Raw genomic sequence first — 23,945 nt, forward strand, 5'->3', positions numbered from 1 at the left:
AACCGCCATGGCCCTGGCTGTGGTCCTACTCGCGGGCACCGCCTGCAAGGACGGCGGCGGCGGGCTGGGCATGGGCGGCGACACGCCGAAGACGAGCCCGGGAGACATCGCGGGCCTGCCCGTGACGCATTTCGAAAGCGGGCTCAAGCCGGACGCGCCGAAACCGGATCTGCAGGTCAGGAACAACGGCAACACGCCGGAGGACGAGATCGCGATCGCCACGATCGCGGACGTCCAGGGCTACTGGAGCGAGAAGCTGCCCGCCGAGTTCGGCGGCCAGAAGTTCGACCCCGTCAAGATCCTGGTCTCCTACGACTCGAAGGGCGCCGACCAGAAGACCGCCTGCGGCTCGACGAAGGGCCAGGTCAACGCCTTCTACTGCCCGCCAGACGACTCCGTCGCCTGGGACCGCGGTGGCCTGCTGAAGATGCTGAACAAGCGCTTTGGCCCGATGTCGGTGGTCACCGTGCTCGCGCACGAGTTCGGCCACGCCATCCAGTTCCGGCTCGGCGAGAAGGCCGGCGTCGGCAAGAGCACGCCGACCATCGTCAAGGAGCAGCAGGCCGACTGCTTCGCGGGTGGCTACATGCGCTGGATCGCCGAGGAGAAGAGCAAGTACCTGCGGCTGTCCACCTCCGAGGGCCTGAGCTCGGTGCTCGCGTCGATGTTCCTGATTCGCGACACCGCGGGCAAGAGCGCGACCGAGCAGGGCGCGCACGGCTCGGCGTTCGACCGGACTTTCGCGTTCCAGACCGGCTTCGAAAAGGGCCCGAAGGAATGCGCGGGAATGAACGAGGCGAACATCAAGGCCCGCGTCACCGAAGAGCCGTTCGTCAAGGGTGACAAAGGCAAGGGCGACACCAAGTTCACCAAGGACACGGTCGCGCTGCTGAAGTCGAGCCTCGACGAGGCGTTCAAGGGCGCCGGCGTGCCAGGCCCGCAGATCGTCGACGAGGGACAGGGCAGCTGCGGCCCGAAGAGCACCCCGCCCGCGACCTACTGCGCGGACAACAACACGGTCAGCATCGACGGCGAGAAGCTCAACATCCTCGCCCAGCGCATCGACCGCGAGGCCGAGTGGCAGGGCGAGGACCAGGGCGGGATGGGTGACTTCGCCGCGTTCGCCGAGGTCGCGTCGCGCTACGTGCTCGGCATCCAGAAGGGCGTCGGCGCCTCGCTGGACAACGCCAACGCGGGCCTGCGCACCGCGTGCCTGGTCGGCGCGTGGGCGAAGTTCGCCAAGAACCCGCCTGCCGGGCAGAAGCTGCGGCTCTCGGCCGGTGACCTCGACGAGGCGATCGCCGACCTGCTGCTGCCGAACAGCCTGATCTCGGCCGACGGCAACGGTGTCCGGCCGCCGAGCGGCTTCCAGCGCGTCGAGGCGCTGCGCCGCGGTTACCTCGAAGGTTCCCCGGTCTGCTCCACGCAGTTCGGCTGACGACCCGGGATAAAGCGGGCTTTACTCCCGGGGATAAAGCGGGCTTTACTTCGCGGAGTAAAGCCCGCTTTATCCCGGCTTAGCTTTCCTTCAGCGCCACCAAGAACGCGGCCCAGCCCGCTGGTGGCAGGGTCAGCGAACCGCCGACACGGTCCTTTGTGTCCCGTACGCCGACCCCGTCGCCGAGGTGCGCGACCTCGACACATTCGTTGTTGGCGCCGCCGCTGTGGCTGCTCTTGAACCAAACGCCGGTGGTCAAGGCCATCGTGTGCTCGCTTCCGCCTAGGTGCCCGTCTTCGTGTGCGGCAGCGCGGAGATGAGCGCGGAGGTGTCCTCTGTGCTCAGTGCGACGTTCCGCAAACCGCCGAAGGCAAGGCTATACGGCTCAATGTCTTCCGACCGTTCCAAATAGACTCCACGGCCGAGCAGCTCGACATAGCCGACATCGGGATCCGTTGGCGTGCCGTTGAAGCTCAGGATGTTGAACGGCACGCCCATCGACGCGTACGCGCCGGTGCCGGTGGGGATCACCCGCAGCTCGACGTTCGGCAGCGCGGCGAGCTCCAGCAGCCGCCCGCGCTGGCGCCGCATCACCTCCGGCCCGCCCACCTCCAGGTGCAGCACGGCCTCGGTGATGATCGCTTCGACCCGGAGTGGATTTTGGTCGGCCAACCGGGTTTGCCGCTGGATACGCGCCTCGACGCCACTGCGCGTGACCTCCTCCGGGAACGACGGGACGAACGCGCGGGCGACCGCCGCGGCGTAGTCCCGGTTCTGGAAGAGGCCGGGCACGAGGTCGACCTTGAAGGTGCGCAGCCCGGTCGCCTCGGCCTCCAGCTGGACGTAGTCGAGCACGTCCGCGGCGAGCGCGCCGCGCTCGACACTGCCCCACCAGCCGGGAGCCTGCGCGCTCTGCGCGCTGTTGAACAGCGCCTCACGCTCGTTCTCGGGAATGCCGTAGACCAGCGCCAAGGTCATCACGTCGGCAGGCCGGATCGGCGGGGTCGCCGCCTCCAGCCTGGACTGCTTCGCCCGCGACCAGCCGGCCCGCGACGCGGCGCCGTCCTGCGTGAACTCGGTGCGCGAGCGCCATTCCCGCAGCACGCGGGCTATCCGTCGCAGCCGGACACTGGGCGACGTCGGCTCCGCCGCCTGGCCGTCGGCCATCGTTGTCTCCTGCCCATGTCCTCTGTGGAGCGTCTTTTTTCGCAGGGGTGAGCGTAGCCGAACAAAGAACCGTCCCAGCTTCACTCTTTCGAGTGGCATTGAGAATTCTCATTGTCGTTGACGTTGCAAAAACGCCGACCGCGCAGGAGGGTGAGTGAACCCCGCACAAAGAGGTGAGACGTGACATGGGCCCGATATCAGAGGAAGAGCGCCCCCACATCGAAGCGATGAAACGCGCGACGCAGGCGGGCTTCCGCGCCGTTCCGCTGGCCGACGCCCCGGTGATCCACGCGGAGCGCTGGCGGTCCGAATCGGTCGACACGTACACGATCAGTTCGATGACCAGCGCGACCGCGGCACGGTGGCGGGTCAACGACTACGGCGACAACGAAAAAGACCCGCTGTGGCAGACCACCGGCACGGTCGCCGAAGTGATCGTCGCGGTGCTCGCACTGCGCTGAAGAAAACGTGTCAGCCAGACCAGGACTCAGCGGGCTTCCCGGCGCGGGAAAGCCCGCTGAGTCCGTTGTCCGATCAGAGTTGTCCGGTCAGAAGAGCGCGCTCGCGAGATTGCGGCGCGCCTTGAGCACCCGGTCGTCCGACGGGTCGAACAGCTCGAACAGCTCCACGAGGTGCGTGCGCACCCGGTTGCGGTCGTCACCGGAGGTCCGGCGCACCGCCTCGATGAGCCTGGCGAACGACTCCTCGACCAGCTGCTCGGCGATCTCGTAGTCGGCAGCGGCGATCTGGGCGTCCAGGTCGTCCGGGTTCGCGGCCGCCCGCTCGACGGCGGACGCGTCGGCCGCCTCGGCCCTGGCGGCGAACCGGACCTGCACGAGCGCGGCCTTCGCCAGCTCGTTGGCGGGCTCGACGTCCAGGATGCGCTCGTAGGCGGCTTCGGCGGCGGCGTAGTCACCGCGCTCGAAGGCGTCCTCAGCCTCGGTGAACCGCGGGTCCTCCGGCTCCTCGACCGGCTCGGCGCCCTCTTCGGCCGCGCGGATGCCGGGCAGTTTGTCGCGCAGCGCGTCGAGCAGCGAGCCCAGCCACTTGCGGATCTCGGGCTCCGGCAGCGCGCCGGAGAACGCGTCGACCGGCTGGCCGCCGCCGATGGCGACGATCGTCGGGATCGACTGGACCCCGAAGAGCTGCGCGATCCGGGGGTTGGCGTCGACGTCGACCTTCGCCAGCACCCAGGCGCCGTTCGACTCGGCCGCGAGCCGCTCCAGCACCGGGCTGAGCTGCTTGCACGGCCCGCACCACTCGGCCCAGAGGTCGACGACGACCAGCTGGTTCATCGAGCGCTCGACGACGTCGGTCTGGAAGGTGGCCTCGCTGACCTCGATCACCGCCGCCGAGTCCGACGGCGCGCCGCCACCTGGGGCAGGCGGCTTCGGCGCGGCCGCGGCCGGCTGCTGACGGGCCGCGTCGGCACGCGCCTTGAGCGCGGACAGGTCGACCGCACCGGAAAGCGCGGCGGACACCGCCGCTGACTTGGCTGCAGATCCGCGTGGTTGTGTCACGGCTCCATCCTAGCCACCGGCGGCTGGGCGCCGACGGCTCACTCCGCCGCTTTGAGATGGGCCTCGACCCGCTCGACCTTGGCTTCGAGCTGACCTTCGAAGCCGGGCCTGATGTCGGCCTTGAGCACGAGCCCGACCCTGGCCGAGCCGGCGCCCGCCGCCTCGACGGCGCGTTTGACGACGGCCATCACCTCGTCCCACTCGCCCTCGATGTTGGTGAACATGGCGTTGGTCGAGTTCGGCAGCCCGGACTCGCGGACGACACGCACGGCGCGCGAGACGGCTTCGCTGACACCGCCGTCCGGGTCACCGCCGGAGGGGCTCACGGAGAAGGCGACGATCATGGGGACTCCTCGATCACGGGGAAACGGGGGGTTTTATCCCCACCCTGCCGCACAAACGCGGTACCCGCTGGTAACTTCAGACGTCATGAGCCATCCGCTGCCGTTCGACCCGATCGCCCGCGCGGCACAGCTGTGGGAGGACCGGATCGGGCCGTCCACCACGATGGCCGCGGTCACCGGGGTGATGCGCGTCCAGCAGATCATTCAGTCCGCTGTGGACAGTGCGCTCAAGCCGCACGGGCTGACCTTCGCGCGCTACGAGGCGCTGGTCCTGTTGACCTTCGCCAGGAAGTCCAGCCTGCCGATGCGGGTCATGGGCGAGCGGCTGCAGCTGCACCCGACGAGCGTGACCAACATCGTCGACCGGCTGGAGAAGGACGGGCTCGTCAAGCGCGTGCCGCATCCGACCGACCGCCGCACCACGCTCGTCGAGATCACCGACGACGGCCGCACCCGCCGCGAGGAGGCCACCGTGGCGGTCACCGCGATCGACTTCGGGCTGACCGGGCTGACCGACCGGCAGACCGAGCAGCTGACCGAGCTCCTCACCAAGGTGAGGAAGGCCACAGGCGATTTCACGGACTGAGACAAGAGAAAGGGCCCGCGATCGATGATCGCGGGCCCTTTCTCATGTCGTGCTACGCGGTGACCGGCTCACGGATCTCGAACAGGCCGGTGCCACCGTGCGCGAGACGGCCGGGGCCGTCGAGCTTTCCGTTGCGCAGCGCCCACTTCTCGAACAGCCAGGTGAACAGCGGCGGGATACTGGAGAGAAGCGCCAGCAGCAGGGTCTTCGGACGCCAGCCGAGCGGCTTGGCCACGGAGAGGGAGACCAGCACGTACACGGCGAACACCACACCGTGGACCATGCCGAGCACCGGGACTCCACCCTGGCCCGCTTCGACGACGTACTTGAAGAACATCCCGATCAGCAAACCGGCCCAGGACAGGGCTTCGGCGACTGCGGCCACGCGGAATACGAGAGCGGCCTTGCTGGACACGACTTCCTCCCATGAGGTCTGCATAAAAGAGTCCGACTAGCACTGTCCACGAGGGACTCCTCGGTGGACGTCAACAGCGCTGTCGGACGTTGTGATTCCAGTGTGAGGCGTGACGGCCCTCACCGGAACACCGGGGGCCGGTGATGATGCTCACGACCCCCGGCACCCTCGTTAAGAATCCTCCCATTTGAACACTTTTGCGGCGATGAATCCGATCACGACGGTGAACGCGATCAGCACCGCACCGGGCACGAGCAGTGCCTCGAAACCCTTGCCACGCACCATGACGTCGGTCATGCCGGTGTTGAGGTGCTTCATCGGGAAGATGTTCGAGACGGCCTTGAGCCAGCCGGGCAGTCCATCTGTTGGGAAGAACGAACCGGACAGGAAAGCCATCGGCAGGATCACCAGGTTTCCCGCCCCGTTGGCCGCCTCTTCGGTCTTGCAGAACGCGCCGACGAGCATGCCGATCGAGAAGAAGGCCAGCGCGCCCAGCACGAGCAACGGCACCGCGAGCCACCATTGACCGGAGAGTTTCAATCCGAACACCGGCAGTAACGCGATCCCGACGAAGATCACCGCCTGCGCCAGCGCGACGCCGAGCGTCACCACCACCCGGGAGCCGAGCACGGTCACCGGGCTGATCGGCGCGAGCCGCAGCCTGCGCAGCACCTGCTTGCGCCGCCAGTTCACCAGCGTCATCGCGGCGCCGAACACCGCGCCGATCGACACGGCCCACGACAGGATGCCCGGGGTGAGGAACTGGATCGGCTTGAGCGAGGAGTCCTCGATCTGCGCGGTCTGCAGGGTGAACCGCGGCGGCTGGCCGGTGGCGGCGATGTTCGCCTGGTCGACCACCCCGTTGACCATGCCGACGATCATGCCCGCCTTCGCCTGGTCACTGGCCGCGAACCGCAGGGTAATGCCGGTGCCGTTCTCGGCGACGAAGCCGGGCAGGTCACCGTCCTTGACCTGCCGCGCGGCCTCCTCGGCGGTGCCGAGGCGCTTGAGCTCCAGCGCGGGCGACTGCCCGAGCGCCTGGATCACCGGGCCGTCGCCGACGACGCCGATGGACGTCTTCGAGGTGCTCTGGTTGCCGAAGATGAGCCCGAAGATCACGAGGAACATCAACGGGAACAGGAAGGTGAAGAACAACGTGGCCTTGTCGCGCACGAAACCCTTGATCATCGCGCGGGCGAGGCTCTGGAACGGGCTCAGCGCGGGCTGGCCGGTCTCGGTCTTCTTGGGTGCTTCGGTGACGGTCATGCCCGGTACTCCCTGCCGGTGAGCTCGAGGAAGACGTCTTCGAGGGTGGCGGTGCGCACCTGGAGTCCGTCGAGGGTGCCGCGCTCGGCCAGCGCGGAGAGCACCGGCGCCGGCGTGCGGGTGGAGATGGTCAGCGAAACGTCGGTCTCGTGCGCCTCGTCGACACCGGGCAGCGCGCGTGCCTGGTCCAGCGGCAACGTGCCCGGTTCGAGGATGACGTGCGTGGCGGCGTTGAGGTCACGCACGAGCCTGGCGGGCGTGTCCATCGCGAGGATCTCGCCGTGGTCCATGATCGCGACCCGGTCGCACAGGATCTCGGCCTCGTCGAGGTAGTGCGTGGTGTAGACGATGGTCTTGCCCCGCGCCTGGATCTCGCGCAGCACGTCCCACAGGTTGCGCCGCGCCTGCGGGTCGAGCGCGGCCGTCGGCTCGTCGAGGAAGACGATGTCCGGATCATGGATGAGCGCGCAGGCGATCGACAGCCGCTGCCGCTGCCCGCCCGACAGCTTCGCCTCCGGCGTGCTCGCCTTCTCGGTGAGCCCGACGAGTTCGAGCATTTCGCCCACCCGGTGCGATTTCACCCCGTACAGCGCACCGAACGTCTCCAACTGCTCGCGCGCGGTGAGCTTCTCGAAGAACGCCGACGCCTGCAGCTGCACCCCGATCCTGGGCAGCAGCTTGAGATTGCGCGGCCACGGCTTCTCCCCGAGCAGCTCGACCGTGCCCCTGAGCGGCTCGCGCAGGCCCTCCGCGATCTCCAGCGTCGTCGTCTTCCCGGCGCCGTTGGGCCCGAGAATGCCGAAGAACTCCCCCTCTTCGACCGTGAACGACACCCCGTTCACGGCCTTCAGCTCGCCATAGGTCATGTGGATGTCGTCCACGGCGAGCGCCAAACGTGTGCTGACTCCCGTACTCATGCCAGCACGCTACTGCCGCAAGCCCCCTCACCTCGGCCTTTTGCACCTAACTGCCACCCACGATCCACCTTCGACCACTGCCATACCCCGAAAGTGGCTTTCGGTACCTCCTATGCCCCCAATGCGGCTTTCGGTACCTCCCAGGTCCCCAATGCGGCTTTCGGCACCTCCCAGGTCCCCAATGCGGCTTTCGGCACCTCCCAGGTCCCCAATGCGGCTTTCGGCACCTCCCAGGTCCCCAATGCGGCTTTCGGCACCTCCCAGGTCCCCAATGCGGCTTTCGGCACCTCCCAGGTCCCCAATGCGGCTTTCGGCACCTCCCAGGTCCCCAATGCGGCTTTCGGCACCTCCCAGGTCCCCAATGCGGCTTTCGGCACCTCCCAGGTCCCCAATGCGGCTTTCGGCACCTCCCAGGTCCCCAATGCGGCTTTCGGCACCTCCCAGGTCCCCAATGCGGCTTTCGGCACCTCCCAGGTCCCCAATGCGGCTTTCGGCACCTCCCAGGTCCCCAATGCGGGGCGGTTTCAACTGGTTGTTGCAAGTAGTGCTTTGTTCAGTGCTTGTGCTGGTGTGAGCAGGCCGAGTGTAGGGCGTGGTCGGGTGTTGAGGCGGAGGGCGACTGCGTCGCAGTGGGTTTGGGTGAGGTGGCGCAGGTCTGAGCTTTTGGGCCAGTACTGGCGGAGGAGGCCGTTGGTGTTTTCGTTGCTGCCGCGTTCCCAGGGGCTGTGTGGGTTGCAGAAGTAGACCTGCAGGCCGGTGTCGAGGGTGAACTGGGCGTGCTGGGCCATCTCGTTGCCCTGGTCCCAGGTCAGTGATCGTTTCAGTTCGGCGGGCAGGGTGGCGATCATGCTGGTGAGCAGTTCCCGGACTTCGACGGCTTTGTGTGTGTCGGGCAGGGGTGCCAGCAATACGAATCGGGAGTGGCGTTCGACCAGGGTGATGACCGCGCCCTGGCCGACCGCGCCGAGGATCAGGTCGCCTTCCCAGTGTCCGGGCACGGCCCGGTCGGTGGCCTCGGCGGGGCGTTCGCTGATCGGGGTCATCCCGGCTATCCGGCCTTTGCGGCGGCCGGAGGTGTTGGTGTGTGATCGGCGCCGGTCACGGCCTGAGCGAAGGTGTTCGGTGAGCTCGTGTCGCAGTTCACCACGAGTCTGGATGAACAGTGACAGGTAGATCGTCTCGTGGCTCACCCGCATAGCCTGATCGTCGGGGAACAACGTCGGCAACATCAGCGAGATCAGCTGGGGTGACCAGTCCGCTTCCAGCAGACCGGTCACCACCGCCGCGAGCTCACCGACCAGCCGGTGGGCTTTCGGGCGCCGGCCGCGTTCGACGGCCAGGCGCTGGGCTCGGTCGGCCCGGTAGCGGCGAGGCCGGCCTGTGATCCTCGTGCCGGGCCGCGAGCACTGCGGTCCACCGCCACGGCGAACTTCTCGTGAAATCGTCGAGGGTGACTTACCCAGGACTTTCGCGATCGCGTCCTGGGTAAGTCCTTGATCCAGACCGTTCTGGATCTTTTCCCGTTCCTCGCACGTCAACCGGGGTCCTGGCATCACGATCTCCTATCAGCTGCCGCTACTTGCAACAACCGATTGAGACCAAGCGGCTTTCGGCACCTCCCACATGACGAAAGCCGCATTGGGGTAATAGGGCTAGCCGGCGCAGGGGGAGGCCGGGGCCGACCCGGACGAGGTCGCCCAGGTGGACGGGGTCGCCGAGAGCATGAAGTCCAGCGTGGCGCCCCGGGTGAGCTGCTCCAGGCCGACGTAGACCCGGTCCGAGGCCCGCCCGGACACGGCCAGCCCCGAGATGTACTGGAGCTTGGACGCGTCCGCGCCGGTGGCCCGCAGCGTCACGTCACGCCCGTTTTCCAGGTGCAGCACCGACTTCGAGAAGCGGGGCGCGTTCAGGATGAACTGGCCCGTTCCGGGCACCGCCGGGTAGAGGCCCAGCGCGCTGAACACGTACCAGGCCGACATGGTGCCGAGGTCGTCGTTGCCGGTCACGCCGTTCGGCGCGTTGGTGAACAGCGTGTGCGCGGCCCTGACCACCGCCGAGGTCTTGCCCGGCTGGCCGGTGAGCGCGTACATCCACGGCGAGTGCAGGTCGGGCTCGTTGTTCGGGTTGTAGCGGAACTGGTTGTAGTAGTTGTACGGGCCGACGACCCACTCCTTGCGCACGGTCGTCGCCGGGTCCTTGACCAGGTCGGTGTACGCGAAGAAGTCGTCCAGCCGCTTGCCGACCGCCTCGGCTCCGCCCATGCGCTGCGTCAGGCCCGGAATGTCCTGCTGCACCAGCCATTGGTACTGCCACGACGTGCCCTCGTGGAACCCGTCCTGGCTCTGCGGGTTGAACGGCTTGTCGGCCGGGGTGAACCAGGCTCCGCCAAGCACCTTAGGCCGGAAGAAGCCAGAGAAGCCGCGGTCGGTCAGCGAAGAGTCCCACAAGGTGCGGTACGTGCGTGCCTTCTCCGCCAACGCCTTCGCGTCGTCTTTCTTGCCGAGCGCGGCCGCCATGATCGAGAGCGAGCAGTCGCCGAGCGCGTACTCCAGGGTGGCCGACGCGCCGTGGTTCGGGTCGGTGTCCTGGCCCTTCTTCGGGAAGTTCGGGTCGTACTGGACGAAGCCGTCCTTCTGGTACGACGGGTTGCCGGAGCGGCCCTGGAACGGCGACGACGCGGGCGGCACCTCGCGCGAGTTCTGCAGAAGCGCTTGGTACGCCTGCAGTTCCGAGCCGTTCAGCGCGCCGAACCGCCACAGGTCGACGAGGAACGGAACGACCGGGTCGCCGGTCATCGTGTTCGTCTCCTGGTTCGCGTAGGCCCACCTCGGCAGCCAGCCGCCCTGGTCGTGAATGGCCAGCACGGTTTTCGCGATGTCCTTCGCGCGCGACGGCCGCAGCAAAGCCAGCAGCTGGTTCTGCGTGCGGTAGGTGTCCCACAGCGAGAAGAACTCGTAGTACGTCCAGCCGATCGCGCGGTGGACCTTGTTGTCGAAACCACGGTACCGGCCGTCGACATCGTTGCCCGTCAACGGTTGCAGCAGCGCGTGGTAGAGCGAGGTGTAGAACACCGTCCGGTCGTCGTTGGCGCCGCCGGTGATGTCCACAGAGGACAATTCGCGCCGCCACACGCGCTGCGCGTCCTCGCGAGCACGATCGAACGGCTTCACCTCAAGGTTCTTGCGTGCGCCCTCGGCGTCCACATGGGACAGTGCGGTCGACGCGGTCACCTGCGCGCCGTCGAAGTCCAGCCAGGCGCCACGCAGACCCGCGCCGCCCGCCGACTCCTTCGACCCCGGCGCGTTGCCCGACGGCGACCAGGTGCCGAACGACTTGAACGGCTTGTCGAACGTCGTGCGGAAGAACGTCGTGTACGGCTTGCCGCCGCAGAACGCCTGCGACTCAACGGTTCCTTCGACCGTGCGCGAGTCGACCACGCGGATCGACGACGCCGTCACCGGCTCCTTGTCGTTGGCCTGCCCGACGTTGACGAACACGTGCGCGTCGCCGGGCTTGGCGAAGGTGTACCGCTCGACGCCGGTACGGGTCGACGCGGTCGCCTCGACGTCGATGCCGCCGTACCCGGTCAGCTTGACCTTGTAGTACCCGGGCTTCCCGACCTCGCCGTCGTGCGTGTACGGCGACGCGTACTGCCTGTGGTCGAAGACCTGCGGCAACGCACCCGTCGCCGGCAGCATCGACACCAGCCCGCCCTGCTCCCAGCACCCCGCGCCGGACAGGAAGAAGTGCCCGAAGCCGCGAATGGCCGGGTCGTCGTAGCGCCAGCCCGCGTAGTGACTGCCGATGGGCGACACCGAGGTCATCCCGAACGGCGCCGAAGCGCCCGGGAAGGTGTTCCCGTCGTCCTTGGTCCCGATGAACGTGTTGACCGATTCGAGCGCGTCACCCGGCCGCGCCTGCGCGGTGACCGGCGACAACCCCGCCGCGACCACCGCGAGCGCGAGCGCGCCCGCCACTCCCCTGCTTCGCATTTCCCGTCTCCAGACAGCCGATGACAACCTTGTCGGATCGCCGCTACCTTCGACAATCGCTCACCGGACAGTCAAGCGTCAGGTGAGAGCTTGTCCGGTTCCGGACACCGGGGGGATTGACAGGAGCGTGACCTCTGGTGTCCAATCCCAGCCACTATGACAACGTTGTCGCCGGGTGGCCATGGCGCCGCCCCCAAGACCGCGAGCAGGCGCGCCACCATGAGTGACGTCGCCAGGCTGGCCGGTGTCAGCATCAAGACGGTCAGCCGGGTCGTCAACGACGAGCCCGCCGTGCACCCGGACACCGCCGAGCGCGTGATGGCCGCCATCGAGCAGCTCGGCTTCCGCCGCAACCTCGGCGCGCGCAACCTGCGCCGCGGCTCGACCACGGGCACCATCGGCCTGATCGTCGAGGACGTCGGCAACCCGTTCTACTCCGAGCTCAACAGAGCCGTCGAGAAGATCGCCACCTCGTTCGGACGGCAGGTGCTCACCGGCTCGTCGGAGGAGAACTCCGACCGCGAACGCGAGCTGGCGCTGGAGTTCTGCGCGCGCCGCGTCGACGGCATCCTGGTCGTCCCCGCCGGCATGCAGCACGGCTATCTCGTGCCGGAGATGCGCGCGGGCACCCCGGTGGTGTTCATCGACCGCCCGGCGGGCGACATCGTCGCGGACACCGTGCTGGTCGACAACATCGGCGGCACGGTCGAAGCGGTGACGCACCTGGTCAGGCATGGTCACCGGCGCATCGCGTTCCTCGCCGACAGCCCGGACATCTACACCGCGGGCGAGCGCCTGCGCGGGTTCCGCGAGGGCTGCGCCCGCGCCGGGATCGCGTTCGACGAGCGGCTGGTGGTCATGCGCACGCCGACCGCGGAGAGCGTGGCCGACGCGGTGCGGCTCCTGCTCACCGGACCGGACGCCGCCACCGCGGTGATCGCGGGCAACAACCGGGTCGCCGTCCACCTGCTGCGCGCGCTCGCGCACGCGGACAAGCGGCCCGCCATGGTCAGCTTCGACGACTTCGAGCTCGCCGACCTGCTCGACCCGCCGGTCACGGTGGTCGCGCACGACGTGAGCGCGCTCGGCCACGCGGCGGCGGAACTGCTGTTCGCGCGGGTCCAAGGAGATCAGTCAACCCCGAGAAAGGTAGTCCTGCCCGTGCATCTCGTAGCCCGTGGTTCCGGCGAGGTCGCCCCGTGAACGCGCACCTCGAGCCCATCCGGCTCCCGGCGAACCAGCCGCCGCAGTTCTACCGGGGCGGCGACGCGATCGCGGCCCTGCGCGGCGCTTCGACCTCGGAGAAGTTCGGCCCGGAGGACTGGGTCGGCTCGGCCACCACGATGTTCGGCCAAGAGACCAACGGCCTGACCAGGCTCCCCGGCGGCGACTGGCTGCGTGACGCCATCATCGCCAGCCCGGTGGCGTGGCTCGGCCAGAAGCACATCGACGCGCTCGGCGTGTCGACCGGCCTGCTGGTGAAGCTGCTCGACGCCGGCCAGCGCCTGCCGGTGCATTTCCACCCGTCGGATTCGTTCGCGCGGCAGCACTTCGACTCGCACTTCGGCAAGACCGAGGCCTGGATCATCGTCGGCACCTACGGCGACGACCCGCGCGTCTACCCCGGTTTCAAGGAGACGGTGGACAAGGCGACGGTCAACGACTGGGCACGCACGCAGGACGCGCCGACCATGCTGGGCGCGCTGAACAGCATCCCGGTCAAGGCGGGCGACACGGTCTACATCCCGGCCGGGCTGCCGCACGCGATCGGCGAAGGCGTGTTCGTCGTCGAGCTGCAGCAGCCGACCGACTTCTCGCTCACCCTGGAATGGCGCGACTTCCTGGCCAGCCCCGAAAAGGGCCACCTGGGACTGGGCTTCGAGACCGCGATCGAAACGCTGGACACGTCCGGCTGGGACGACGAGCGGCTGACGAGCATCATCAAGCACACGGCGGACGACAGCTCGTCCACTGTGGACTTACTGGCCGCGGGCAGCGACGAATTCTTCAGGGCCGATCAGTTGCGTCCCTCGACAACGTTGTCATCAGCACTGTCATTGGACCCGAGCTTCGCGGTCCTGGTCGTGATGGACGGTGCGGGCACGCTCCGCACCGAGCACGGCGGCGAGTACGCGCTCGCCAAGGGAGACACCTACGTCGTGCCCCACGACGCCGGTGAGTCCACTGTGGAAGGAGACGTGACGGTGATCCGCTGCCGTCCCGCCGCACCTGAGAAAAGGATCAAGTCATGAGCGCCGAGATTCTGCTCGACGCACGCAATCTGGTGAAGCACTACGGATCCGTGGAAGCGCTGCGCGGAGCCTCGTTCCAGGCACGCGCCGGCGAGGTCACCGCGCTGATCGGTGACAACGGCGCCGGCAAGTCCACTTTGGTCAAGTGCCTGTCCGGCGCGGAGCAGCCCGACGAAGGCGACATCCTGCTGGACGGCCAGAAGGTCCACTTGGGATCGCCGACCACGGCGCGCGAACTCGGCATCGAGACCGTGTACCAGGACCTGGCGGTCGCGCTGGAGCTCGACCCGGCCGCGAACCTGTTCCTGGGCAGGGAAATCCACCGCAAGGGCATCCTCGGCAAGCTCGGCATGCTGGACAAGGCCGAGATGCGCCGCCAGGCGATCGAGGAGTTCAAGCAGCTCGGCGTGACACTGCAGAGCACCGACGTGCCGATCGGCGCGCTGTCGGGCGGCCAGCGCCAGAGCGTCGCCGTCGCGCGGTCGGTGGTGTGGGCGTCGAAGGTCGTCTTCATGGACGAGCCGACCGCGGCGCTGGGCGTGGTGCAGACCGAGCGCGTGCTCGACGTCATCAAGAAGGTGCGCGACCGCGGCATCGCGGTCGTGCTGATCAGCCACAACATGCCGGAGGTGCTCAGCGTCGCCGACCGGATCGAGGTGCTGCGCCTCGGCCAGCGAGTCGCCCGCTTCAAGGCCGAGGACACCAAGCTCGAAGATCTCGTCGCCGCCATGACCGGCGCGCTCGTGCAAGAGGAGGCGGCGTGACCATGTCCACCAAGGAGAAGCCCGCCATCCAGTCCACGGTCGACGGCTTCGAGAAGCGTCCGATGTGGACCAGGCTGGCCGCGGCCAACACGTTCTGGATCGCGCTCGTGCTCATCGCGCTGATCGTGGTGTTCACCGCGATCGCGCCGAACGAGTTCGCGACCCTGTTCACCTTCCAGACCCTGCTCATCGAGACCTCGGTGCTGCTGGTGCTCTCGGTCGGCATGACGTTCGTGATCATCACCAGCGGCATCGACCTCTCGGTCGGCTCCGTCCTGATCTTCGCGGGCATGGTCGCCGGCAAGACGATGGAGGGTCTCAGCCCGGACGGCGACGCCACCAAGGCGGGCTGGGGCATCATCTTCGCCGGTCTCGCGGCCGCGGTCGTCGCGGGAACGGCGTGGGGCCTGCTCAACGGTTTCCTGATCGCGGTGGCCAAGATCCCGCCGCTGATCGTCACGCTCGGCACCATGGGCGGCGCGCTCGGCGCGGCCTACCTGCTCAACAACGGGTCCGACGTGCGCAGCGTGCCGACCGAGCTCAACAAGACGCTCGGCTACGGCACGTCCTTCGGCGGGGTGCCGAACCTGGTGCTGGTGGCGGTGGTCATCACCCTGATCGGCGCGTGGCTGTTGCACACCACCAAGTTCGGCCGCTACACCTACGCCGTCGGCTCCAACGCCGAGGCGGCGCGCCGCGTCGGCATCGGTGTCACCGCCCATCTGCTGAAGATCTACACGCTCACCGGGTTCCTGGCGGGCATCGCCGGTTTCATGTCGCTCGCGTACTACGCCTCGACGACGATTTCGGCGCACACCACCGACAACCTCAACGCCATCGCGGCGACGGTCATGGGCGGCACGTCGCTGTTCGGCGGCATCGGCTCGGTGCTGGGCACGGTGATCGGCGTGTTCATCCCGGCGGTGCTGAAGAAGGGCTTCAACATCACCCACGTCCAGGACTTCTGGCAGATGATCGCGGTCGGCGCGGTCCTCATCGCCGCAGTCTGGTTCGACCAGCAGCGCCGTCGCAAGCGCAACTCCCGCTAGTTCTTTCACAACGAAGTGAGGCACTGACAATGAAGAAGACCCTTCTCGTGGCGGGCGCCGTGTTCTCGGCCGCCGCGCTGATGACGGCCTGCGGTTCCGGCACGGTCGGCCAGTCCGGCTCCGGCGGCGACTCCCCCAAGCCGGTCGCCGGCAAGAAGCTCGCCCTCATCCCGGGCGTCCAGGCCGAGCCGTTCTACATCTCGATGCAGTGCGGCGCCGAGGCCGAGGCCAAGAAGGCCGGCTACGAACTCACCACCCAGGCGCCCCAGAAGTTCGACGCCGCGATGCAGACCCAGCTGGTCAACGCGCTCGGCTCGAACCCTCCGTCGGCGCTGCTCATCGCCCCGACCGACGCGCAGGCCATGCTCGCCCCGATCCAGCAGGTCAAGTCCCGCGGCGCCAAGATCATCGAGGTCGACACGGCGCTCAAGGACACCACCGTCGCCGAGTCCTCCATCTCGTCCGACAACGCCGAGGGCGGCAAGCTCGCGGCCCAGACGCTGGCCAAGCTGGTCGGCGACAAGCCCGGCTCGGTGCTCGTCCTCGACACCATCGCGGGCACGTCCACCACGAACGCCCGCGCCAAGGGCTTCACCGACGAGCTGGCCAACCACCCGAACCTCAAGTCGGCCGGCGTCCAGTTCACCCAGAACGAGCCCGACCAGGCCGCCTCGAAGGTGACCGCGGCGCTCGCGTCCACCCCGGACCTGGTCGGCATCTTCGCGACCAACCTCAACACCGGTGAGGGCGCCGCGACCGGCCTGCGCAACGCGGGCAAGGTCGGCGCGGTCAACCTGATCGGCTTCGACGCCTCGCCGTCCGAGGTCGAGGGCCTGAAGAAGGGCGAGTACCAGGGCCTCATCGCCCAGGACCCGGCCGCCATCGGCCAGCAGGGCGTCCAGCAGGCCATCGCCGCGCTCGAGGGCAAGCCGGTCACGCGCACGCTGACCGCGCAGCTGCACTCGATCACGAAGGACACCCTGGACGCGAACGCGCAGTACTTCTACAAGCAGAAGTGCTAAAGGACTCGTGAGCGTTGCGGGCGGTTCTAACCGCCCGCAACGCTCACGACCCCGGCTAGGATTCGCCGCATGGCTGTCTTGCCGACGCTCGCCGCCGCGCGCCGGATCGCCGATGACCTGATGGACGGGCTCGCCGGGACCGGGGTGCGCAAGGCCGCGCACGGGCTGCGCAGGCTCTTCGCCGTGCCCGGACTCGGGCTCGCCGACCTTTCCGGCTCGCTCGTGTGGTCCGGCAGGCCCGGCGACGACGGCACCGTCGCCAAGCTGCTCGACGAGGTGCTCCACAACGAGGCACCGGGCGCGCGCAGTGAGCTGATAGCGCTTCCACTGCACGTCCACGACGAGCTGGCCGGTGTGCTCGTGATCGCCGGGGACGTCAAGTCGGCCGCCGCGAAGGAGGCGGCCGATCTGGTGGTGCACGCCCTGGAGCGCGGGCGGCTGGAGGCTTCGGCCGAACAGGCGGCGCAGGCCGAACTGCGGGCGTTGCGAGCTGAGATCTCGCCGCATTTCGTGTACAACGCGTTGACTGTGATCGCCTCACTCGTCCGCTCCGATCCCGACCGGGCGTATGAGCTGATGCTCGACTTCGCCGACTACACGCGGTACAGCCTGGCGCGCCATGGCGAGTACACGATGGTGGCCGAGGAGTTCCGGGCCATCGACTCCTACCTGGCCTTGCAGCGCGCCGTGCTCGGGGAACGGCTGCGGGTGCAGGTGCGGGTCGCGCCGGAGGTGCTCGCCATCCCGGTGCCGTATCTGGTGCTCGAGCCGCTGGTGGAGAACGCGATCCGGCATGGCATCGAGCCGCGCGGCGAACCGGGGCTGGTCCAGGTGCACGGGCAGGCCGAGGGCAACGACTGCGTGATCACCGTCGAGGACGACGGGATCGGCATGGATCCCGAGCGCGCCGAGGACATTCTCGCCGGGCGGGACGCCGATGGCAGTCTCGGACTGGCCAATGTGGACCGTCGGCTGCGTACGGTCTACGGGCCGTTCTACGGCCTGGTCGTCGAAACGGAAAGGGATGCCGGTACCAAGGTGACCGTTCGCGTGCCCCGATTCCAGCCGGGGGTGTTGCCGTCGTGACCGGACTCCGTGTGCTGGCGGTCGACGACGTCCCGCCGGCGCTGGACGAACTCGTGCATCTGCTGACCGACGCGCCCGAGGTCGGTGAGGTGCGTGCCGCCGGTGATCCGCTGAGCGCGTTGAAGATGCTGCAGGCCGACCATTTCGACGCCGTGTTCCTCGACATCTCCATGCCGGGGCTGGACGGGCTCGAACTCGCCTCGCTGCTCGCGAAGCTGAGCAGCCCGCCGGTGATCGTGTTCGTCACCGCGCACGACGGGCACGCGGTCACCGCGTACGGCATCGGCGCCGTCGACTACCTGCTCAAGCCGGTCCGCGCGGAACGGCTGGCCGCGGCGCTCGGCAAGGTGCTCAAGATGGTCGGCGACGAACCGGGCAAGCCCCAGGTGGACGCGATGGCCGCGCTGCCGGTCGAGATCGGCGGGCGCACCCGGTACGTGCGGCGCGCCGATGTGCGGTTCGTCGAGGCGCACGGCGACTACGTGCGGCTGCACACCAAGTCCGGGGTGCATCTGGTGCGGATGCCGATCTCGCGGCTCGAAGAGTATTGGGAGGGCACGGGTTTCTCGCGGGTGCACCGGGGTTTCCTCGTCGCCATCGGCGCCGTGCTGGAGCTGCGCAGCGACTCGGCGGGCGGGCTGCTCGCGCACACCGACGTCGGTGACGTGCCGGTGAGCCGCCGCCATGCCCGTGAGCTGCGGGACCGGCTGCTGCAGGCCGCGCAGCGCGGAGAGCTGGACCGCGGGTGAAGACCAAGCGGCAGACCGTGATGAGCCCGCAGACCCGGCTGGCGCACGGTCGCCGCCGCGCCCGCGCGCGGTGGCGGGTGCCCGTGCTCGCGCCCGCCGACGCCGAACGCGCGTCCGAGCTGTTCCGCGCGCAGCGGCGACGCGGTGTGCTCGCGCTGGTGCTGATCTTCACGCTGATCCTCGGGTTGCCGGTCGTCTTCTCGGTCTGGCCGGTGCTGGATTCGGTGCGGCTGCTGGGAATTCCGGTGTCCTGGCTGATGCTCGCGGTGCTCCCCTACCCGGCGATGACGGCGATCGCGCAACTGCAGCTCAGGCGCGCCGAGAAGCTCGAGGACCGCTGATGGTCGCCGTGCTCGCGGTCGCCCCCGTCGTGCTGATCACGCTGCTGATCGGCCTGCGCGGCGTCGCCGCGATGCGCACCAGCTCGGACTTCCTGGTCGCGTCGCGCCGGATCTCGCCGCTGCTGAACTCGGCGGCGGTGTCGGGTGAGTACCTTTCGGCCGCGTCGTTCCTCGGCGTCGCCGGGCTCGTGGTGAAGAACGGCATGGGCGCGCTCTGGTATCCGGTCGGGTTCACCGCCGGGTACATCGCGATGCTGGTGCTCGTCGCCGCCCCCATGCGTCGTTCGGGTGCTCTGACGGTCCCCGACTTCGCCGAGGCCAGGCTCGCCTCCCCCGCGCTGCGGCGGCTGGCGGCGGTGGTCGTACTGGTCATCGGCACGCTCTACCTGGTGCCGCAGTTCCGCACGGCGGGCCTGGTGCTCAATGCGATCGGCGGCACGCCGTACTGGGTGGGCGTGGTGATCGCGGGCACCGCGGTGAGCGCGACGCTCGCGCTCGGCGGGATGCGCGCGGCGACCTACGTGCAGGCGTTCCAGTTCGTGCTCAAGCTGGTGCTGTTCATCGTGCCCGCGATCTGGCTGGTGCTGCAGATCAGCCCCGCGCAGCGGCTCGAAGCGCTCAACCCGGTCGAGTTCACGCACTTTCCGAACCAGACAACGGTTTCGTTCAGCCTGGACGCGACGCTGGAGATCCGCGAGCCGACCCTGCTCGGCACCGACGGAGCCATGAAGGTCCAGCCGCCCGGCGAGCTGGCCGTCCACACAGGACAGTCATTGACCTTCGGCGAGGGCGCCGCGGTGCCCGGTGTGCGGGGCGGGATGCCGCTGGGCGGGGCGGACTGGCAGCGTCCGCTGCTCGACTACGACAACAAGGGCTACCCGCTGCTCGGCACCTGGGCCGTGCTGATCGCGACGATGCTCGGCACCATGGGCCTGCCCCACGTGCTGATGCGCTTCCACACCAGCCCCGACGGCCGCGCCGCGCGCCGCACGGCCGCGATCACCGTCGCGCTGCTGGGCGTGTTCTACCTGTTCCCCGGGATCTACGGGGTGCTGGGCCGGATCATCGTGCCGGAGCTGTACCTGTCCGGCGCGACCGACACGGTGGTCGTCGCCATCCCGTCCCAAGTGGACTCCGGCTGGACCGGGAAGCTGTTCACCACCTTGCTGACCGCGGGCGCGTTCGCCGCGTTCCTGGCCACCTCGCTCGGCCTGCTGCTCGTCGTCTCCGGCGCGATCGCGCACGATCTGATGCCGGGCGGGCTGCGCAGACTGCGCTGGACGGTGATCGGCGCGGCCGCGGTGATCGTGCTGCTCGCGCTGCAGTCCGCGCGCCTCGACGCCGGCATCCTGGTCACCTGGGGGTTCACCGTGGCGGCGTCGACCTTCTGCCCGCTGCTGGTGCTGGGGATCTGGTGGAACCGGCTCACCGCGACGGGTGCCGTCTGTGGCGTTTTGGCGGGCTTGCTGGCATCCTCGGGATCAATTGTCCTGACGTTGTTCGGACCGAGGCTCGACGGTCTGCTCGCCATCCTGGTCGCGCAGCCCGCGCTCTGGTCGGTGCCGCTGGCGTTCACGACGATGGTGGTGGTCTCGTCGCGGGGCCGGGCGCCGACCTGGTCGACGGCCGCGATGCTGCGCCTCCATCTGGACGAACGCCCGTCGACGCCGTTCCATTCGACCGGGGCCATCCACCGTTCGTCGACCGTTCGTCGCCTCGGGCGTCGTTTGAACCGCTGAGCATTCCCCCGCGAGTGTGGGCTACCTAACGTGGCGCGGAACACAGTCCGCACCGTGGCGAGGAGAAGCCCCATGACCGCGCGCATCGACGTGGAACCCGAGGTGGATTGGGACAAGGTGCACAACAGCGCCGAGTTCCAGCAGTTGCGCTCGCGGCTCCGGCGCTTCGTGTTCCCGATGACCGTCGCCTTCCTGGCGTGGTACCTGCTGTACGTCCTCGTCGCCGACTACGCGCACGAGTTCATGGCGACCAAGCTGGTCGGCAACATCACCGTCGGCCTCGTCTTCGGCCTGCTGCAGTTCGTCACCACGTTCGGCATCACCGCGCTGTACGTGCGGTACGCGAACCGCAAGCTGGACCCGATCGCCGAGAAGATCCGCACCGACATCGAGGGAGAGGCCAAGTGAACCTCGCCGCGGGAGTCGAGGGCAGCAACCCCGTCCTCAACATCAGCATTTTCGGCCTGTTCGTGGTGATCACCCTGGTGATCGTGTTCCGCGCCAGCCGCAACACGAAGACCGCGTCGGACTACTACGCCGCCGGCCGCGCGTTCACCGGTCCGCAGAACGGCGTCGCCATCGCGGGTGACTACCTTTCGGCAGCGTCGTTCCTCGGCATCGCGGGCGCCATCGCGGTGTACGGCTACGACGGCTTCCTCTACTCGATCGGCTTCCTGGTCGCGTGGCTCGTCGCGCTGCTGCTAGTCGCGGAACTGCTGCGCAACACCGGCAAGTTCACCATGGGTGACGTGCTGGCGTTCCGCATGAAGCAGCGCCCGGTCCGCGCGGCGGCGGCGACGTCGACGCTCGCGGTGTCCTTCTTCTACCTGCTGGCCCAGATGGCCGGCGCGGGCATCCTGGTTTCGCTGCTGCTCGGCATTTCCAGCAACGCGGGGCAGGCCGTGGTCATCGCGGTGGTCGGTGTCGTCATGATCATCTACGTGCTGGTCGGCGGCATGAAGGGCACCACGTGGGTGCAGATCATCAAGGCGGCACTGCTCATCGCCGGCGCGGCCGTGATGACGTTCTGGGTGCTCGGCAAGTACGGCTTCAACCTGTCCGGCCTGCTCCAGGGCGCGGTCGACAAGGTCGGCAAGGGCGGCGAGAAGATCCTCGGCCCCGGCCTGAAGTACGGCGCGACCGGCACCAGCAAGATCGACTTCCTCTCGCTCGGCCTCGCGCTGGTGCTCGGCACCGCCGGTCTGCCGCACGTCCTGATGCGCTTCTACACGGTCCCGACCGCGAAGGAAGCCCGTCGCTCCGTGGTGTGGGCGATCGGCCTGATCGGCCTGTTCTACCTGTTCACCCTGGTGCTCGGCTACGGCGCGGGCGCGCTGGTGGGCAAGGACAAGATCGCCAAGGCGCCCGGCGGCGAGAACTCCGCCGCCCCGCTGCTGGCGCAGGCACTGGGTGGCCCGGTGCTGCTGGGCTTCATCGCGGCGGTCGCCTTCGCGACGATCCTCGCGGTGGTCGCCGGGCTGACGATCACGGCGTCGGCCTCGTTCGCCCACGACGTGTACGCCAACGTCATCAAGAAGGGCAAGGTCGAGGACCCCAACGCGGAGGTCAAGGTCGCCAGGATCACCGCGCTGGTGATCGGCGCGGTCGCCATCGTCGGCGGCATCTTCGCGAAGGACCAGAACGTGGCGTTCCTGGTCGCGCTCGCCTTCGCGGTCGCGGCGTCGGCGAACCTGCCGACGATCCTGTACTCGCTGTTCTGGAAGAAGTTCAACACCCAGGGCGCGCTGTGGAGCATCTACGGCGGTCTCGCGGTGACGATCGTGCTGATCATCTTCTCGCCCGCGGTCTCCGGCACGGCGAAGTCGATGATCAAGGGCGCCGACTTCCACTGGTTCCCGCTGCAGAACCCGGGCCTGGTCTCGATCCCGGTGTCGTTCTTCCTCGGCTGGCTGGGCACCGTCCTGTCGAAGGAGCACAACGAGAAGAAGTACGCCGAGATGGAGGTCCGGTCGCTGACCGGTGCGGGCGCCGAAAAGGCGGTTTCCCACTAGCTCCCGCGGTGCATGGCGGGGTCCTCGACACACCGGGCGGTTGTCGAGGACCCCGCTTTGTCGTTCAGTACGGCAGTTTGCCGTCGGCGATCTCGGCCAGCGTGGTCTTCAGGAACCCTTGGACCACATGCCAAAGCCCGCCGCCGAGCGAGATCCGCGCGATACCCAGCTTCGCCAGTTCGGCGAAGTCGGGCGCGCCGGGCAGGTACGTCGCGTTGACCGCGGCCGGGCTCACGGCCGTGACGAACGCGCCCAGCACCTCGGGCGTCTTCGCGAGAATCGGGTACACGCAGTCCGCGCCCGCCTCGATGTACGCCTTCGCCCGCTCGATCGCGGCGTCCAGCACCGCGCTCTCGTCTTCGGCGCCAAGAAAGACGTCGATCCGCGCGTTGATGACCAGCTCAGGAGACGCCGCACGCAGCGCGGCGATCCGCTCGGCCTGGGTCGCGATCTCGACGAGTCCGCTGCCCTCGTGGTCGGTGTCCTCGAAGTTCAACCCCGCCGCGCCTGCGTCCTTCAGGCGTTCGGCCAGCTCGGCGCCGGACAGCCCGTAGCCGCCCTCGGCGTCGACGGTCACCGGCACCGAGACCGCACGCGCGATCCGGCCAGCGGCGGCGAACATCTCGTCGGCGGGCGCGTGATGCCCGTCCTCGTAGCCGAGCACGGCGGCGACGGCGGCGGAACTCGTTGCCACCACGGGGAACCCGGCCGCTTCCACGAGCTTGGCCGAGTCGGCGTCCCAGGCGTTCGGCAGGATGAGCGGGCTGCCTGGGACGTGCAGAGCGCGAAGCTGGTTCATCTAAGCCTTCCGGGGCAAGGGTTTGTGACTGGTCACGGAGAGCCGGTTGAACGAGTTGATGACCACGGCCAACCACGCGACCGCACGGAACTGGTCCTCCGTCAGCACCGAGGTGGCCTCAGCATAGACCGCGTCGGAGACACTCTGGGTCTCTCCGATCCGGGTGATCTCCTCGGTCAGCGCGAGCGCGGCACGCTCCTCGGGGGTGAAGAGTTCGGTCTCGCGCCAGGCCTCGAGCACGAAGATCCGGCGCGGGTCTTCGCCCAGCTTGAGGGTCTCGTGGCTGTGCATGTCGAGGCAGAACGCGCAGCCGTTCATCTGCGAGGCACGGAGCTTGATCAGTTCGACGGTCAGCTTGCCGAGTCCGGCGTTTTCGGCGTATTCGTGGACTTCGGAGTTGAGCGCGAGCATGGCCTTGTAGGGACCGGGCGTCCCAGGGGTCAGTTGGATTCGCTTGTTCACAAGATCCACGCTACGCCAAACTGGC

Annotated in this window: 26 protein-coding genes; 14 read left to right on the top strand and 12 right to left on the bottom strand. The window is 68.3% G+C overall.

Going from position 1 to position 23,945, the window contains the following annotated elements; translation table 11 throughout:
- Positions 1–7 precede the first annotated feature (7 nt).
- Complete coding sequence (locus AB5J62_RS31580; RefSeq protein ID WP_370943641.1) at positions 8–1,438, top strand: neutral zinc metallopeptidase; 1,431 nt, start codon at positions 8–10, stop codon at positions 1,436–1,438.
- Between the two features lie 79 nt (positions 1,439–1,517).
- Here the strand turns inward: AB5J62_RS31580 and AB5J62_RS31585 are convergent, their stop codons facing one another.
- Both AB5J62_RS31585 and AB5J62_RS31590 read right to left on the bottom strand, forming a co-directional pair.
- Entirely contained in the window at positions 1,518–1,703 is a 186-nt protein-coding gene (locus tag AB5J62_RS31585; protein WP_370943642.1) for a DUF397 domain-containing protein, read from the bottom strand.
- 17 nt (positions 1,704–1,720) lie between these two features.
- Positions 1,721–2,605, bottom strand: a complete 885-nt coding sequence (locus tag AB5J62_RS31590; RefSeq protein ID WP_370943643.1) for a helix-turn-helix domain-containing protein — start codon at positions 2,603–2,605, stop codon at positions 1,721–1,723.
- A gap of 227 nt (positions 2,606–2,832) precedes the next feature.
- On the opposite strand from AB5J62_RS31590, the gene AB5J62_RS31595 reads away from it, so the two are divergent.
- Entirely contained in the window at positions 2,833–3,066 is a 234-nt protein-coding gene (locus tag AB5J62_RS31595; RefSeq protein WP_370943644.1) for a hypothetical protein, read from the top strand.
- Positions 3,067–3,153: 87 nt separating this feature from the next.
- On the opposite strand, the gene AB5J62_RS31600 is transcribed toward AB5J62_RS31595, so the two are convergent.
- Together AB5J62_RS31600 and AB5J62_RS31605 are read right to left on the bottom strand one after the other, a co-directional pair.
- A complete protein-coding gene (locus AB5J62_RS31600; RefSeq protein WP_370943645.1) occupies positions 3,154–4,125 on the bottom strand; it encodes a tetratricopeptide repeat protein in 972 nt (323 codons plus the stop codon).
- A gap of 38 nt (positions 4,126–4,163) precedes the next feature.
- On the bottom strand, positions 4,164–4,469 hold the full coding sequence (locus tag AB5J62_RS31605; RefSeq protein WP_370943646.1) for an MTH1187 family thiamine-binding protein: 306 nt from the start codon (positions 4,467–4,469) through the stop codon (positions 4,164–4,166).
- 85 nt (positions 4,470–4,554) lie between these two features.
- On the opposite strand from AB5J62_RS31605, the gene AB5J62_RS31610 reads away from it, so the two are divergent.
- Positions 4,555–5,055, top strand: coding sequence for a MarR family winged helix-turn-helix transcriptional regulator (locus AB5J62_RS31610; RefSeq protein ID WP_370943647.1), 501 nt, complete (start codon positions 4,555–4,557; stop codon positions 5,053–5,055).
- Between the two features lie 52 nt (positions 5,056–5,107).
- Here the strand turns inward: AB5J62_RS31610 and AB5J62_RS31615 are convergent, their stop codons facing one another.
- From AB5J62_RS31615 to AB5J62_RS31640, 6 genes are all read right to left on the bottom strand, one after another.
- A complete protein-coding gene (locus AB5J62_RS31615; RefSeq protein WP_370943648.1) occupies positions 5,108–5,470 on the bottom strand; it encodes a DUF3817 domain-containing protein in 363 nt (120 codons plus the stop codon).
- Positions 5,471–5,641: 171 nt separating this feature from the next.
- Positions 5,642–6,736, bottom strand: a complete 1,095-nt coding sequence (locus tag AB5J62_RS31620; RefSeq protein WP_370943649.1) for an ABC transporter permease — start codon at positions 6,734–6,736, stop codon at positions 5,642–5,644.
- Complete coding sequence (locus AB5J62_RS31625; RefSeq protein WP_370943650.1) at positions 6,733–7,653, bottom strand: ATP-binding cassette domain-containing protein; 921 nt, start codon at positions 7,651–7,653, stop codon at positions 6,733–6,735. Before AB5J62_RS31625 ends, AB5J62_RS31620 begins: the two co-directional genes overlap by 4 nt.
- 110 nt (positions 7,654–7,763) lie before the next feature.
- Positions 7,764–8,150 (bottom strand): hypothetical protein, encoded by a 387-nt coding sequence (locus AB5J62_RS31630; protein WP_370943651.1) that lies wholly within the window; start codon positions 8,148–8,150, stop codon positions 7,764–7,766.
- A 27-nt stretch (positions 8,151–8,177) separates the two neighbouring features.
- Positions 8,178–9,191: an IS30 family transposase gene (locus AB5J62_RS31635; RefSeq protein ID WP_370943652.1), complete on the bottom strand. Its 1,014-nt coding sequence runs from the start codon at positions 9,189–9,191 to the stop codon at positions 8,178–8,180.
- A gap of 114 nt (positions 9,192–9,305) precedes the next feature.
- Positions 9,306–11,645, bottom strand: a complete 2,340-nt coding sequence (locus AB5J62_RS31640) for a GH92 family glycosyl hydrolase (RefSeq protein WP_370943653.1) — start codon at positions 11,643–11,645, stop codon at positions 9,306–9,308.
- A 219-nt stretch (positions 11,646–11,864) separates the two neighbouring features.
- Here AB5J62_RS31640 and AB5J62_RS31645 point away from each other — a divergent pair, with 219 nt between their 5' ends.
- The 11 genes from AB5J62_RS31645 to AB5J62_RS31695 all read left to right on the top strand — a co-directional run bounded on the left by AB5J62_RS31645 (position 11,865) and on the right by AB5J62_RS31695 (position 22,659).
- Positions 11,865–12,848, top strand: a complete 984-nt coding sequence (locus AB5J62_RS31645; RefSeq protein WP_370950391.1) for a LacI family DNA-binding transcriptional regulator — start codon at positions 11,865–11,867, stop codon at positions 12,846–12,848.
- Positions 12,845–13,897, top strand: coding sequence for a class I mannose-6-phosphate isomerase (locus AB5J62_RS31650; RefSeq protein ID WP_370943654.1), 1,053 nt, complete (start codon positions 12,845–12,847; stop codon positions 13,895–13,897). The genes AB5J62_RS31645 and AB5J62_RS31650 overlap by 4 nt, the downstream gene beginning before the upstream one ends.
- Positions 13,894–14,661, top strand: a complete 768-nt coding sequence (locus AB5J62_RS31655; protein WP_370943655.1) for an ATP-binding cassette domain-containing protein — start codon at positions 13,894–13,896, stop codon at positions 14,659–14,661. Before AB5J62_RS31650 ends, AB5J62_RS31655 begins: the two co-directional genes overlap by 4 nt.
- Before the next feature lie 2 nt (positions 14,662–14,663).
- On the top strand, positions 14,664–15,710 hold the full coding sequence (locus AB5J62_RS31660; protein WP_370950392.1) for an ABC transporter permease: 1,047 nt from the start codon (positions 14,664–14,666) through the stop codon (positions 15,708–15,710).
- A gap of 29 nt (positions 15,711–15,739) precedes the next feature.
- Positions 15,740–16,732 carry an ABC transporter substrate-binding protein gene (locus tag AB5J62_RS31665; protein ID WP_370943656.1) on the top strand — a complete coding sequence of 331 codons (993 nt, stop codon included), beginning with the start codon at positions 15,740–15,742 and terminating at the stop codon, positions 16,730–16,732.
- A 69-nt stretch (positions 16,733–16,801) separates the two neighbouring features.
- Complete coding sequence (locus AB5J62_RS31670; protein WP_370943657.1) at positions 16,802–17,818, top strand: sensor histidine kinase; 1,017 nt, start codon at positions 16,802–16,804, stop codon at positions 17,816–17,818.
- The gene (locus tag AB5J62_RS31675; protein ID WP_370943658.1) at positions 17,815–18,567 is read left to right on the top strand and encodes a LytR/AlgR family response regulator transcription factor; all 753 of its coding nucleotides are present in this window, start codon (positions 17,815–17,817) and stop codon (positions 18,565–18,567) included. The genes AB5J62_RS31670 and AB5J62_RS31675 overlap by 4 nt, the downstream gene beginning before the upstream one ends.
- A gap of 20 nt (positions 18,568–18,587) precedes the next feature.
- Positions 18,588–18,908, top strand: a complete 321-nt coding sequence (locus tag AB5J62_RS31680; RefSeq protein ID WP_370950393.1) for a hypothetical protein — start codon at positions 18,588–18,590, stop codon at positions 18,906–18,908.
- Positions 18,908–20,647 carry a cation acetate symporter gene (locus tag AB5J62_RS31685; protein ID WP_370943659.1) on the top strand — a complete coding sequence of 580 codons (1,740 nt, stop codon included), beginning with the start codon at positions 18,908–18,910 and terminating at the stop codon, positions 20,645–20,647. The genes AB5J62_RS31680 and AB5J62_RS31685 overlap by 1 nt, the downstream gene beginning before the upstream one ends.
- A 72-nt stretch (positions 20,648–20,719) precedes the next feature.
- A complete protein-coding gene (locus AB5J62_RS31690; protein WP_370943660.1) occupies positions 20,720–21,055 on the top strand; it encodes a DUF485 domain-containing protein in 336 nt (111 codons plus the stop codon).
- Positions 21,052–22,659 (top strand): cation acetate symporter, encoded by a 1,608-nt coding sequence (locus AB5J62_RS31695; protein ID WP_370943661.1) that lies wholly within the window; start codon positions 21,052–21,054, stop codon positions 22,657–22,659. Before AB5J62_RS31690 ends, AB5J62_RS31695 begins: the two co-directional genes overlap by 4 nt.
- Positions 22,660–22,723: 64 nt before the next feature.
- Here AB5J62_RS31695 and AB5J62_RS31700 read toward each other — a convergent pair whose 3' ends face one another.
- Together AB5J62_RS31700 and AB5J62_RS31705 are read right to left on the bottom strand one after the other, a co-directional pair.
- Positions 22,724–23,458: an isocitrate lyase/phosphoenolpyruvate mutase family protein gene (locus AB5J62_RS31700; protein ID WP_370943662.1), complete on the bottom strand. Its 735-nt coding sequence runs from the start codon at positions 23,456–23,458 to the stop codon at positions 22,724–22,726.
- Positions 23,459–23,920, bottom strand: a complete 462-nt coding sequence (locus AB5J62_RS31705; RefSeq protein ID WP_370943663.1) for a carboxymuconolactone decarboxylase family protein — start codon at positions 23,918–23,920, stop codon at positions 23,459–23,461.
- Between the last annotated feature and the right edge of the window lie 25 nt (positions 23,921–23,945).

The sequence above is a fragment of the Amycolatopsis sp. cg5 genome, from assembly GCF_041346955.1.
Classification (GTDB): Bacteria; Actinomycetota; Actinomycetes; order Mycobacteriales; family Pseudonocardiaceae; genus Amycolatopsis.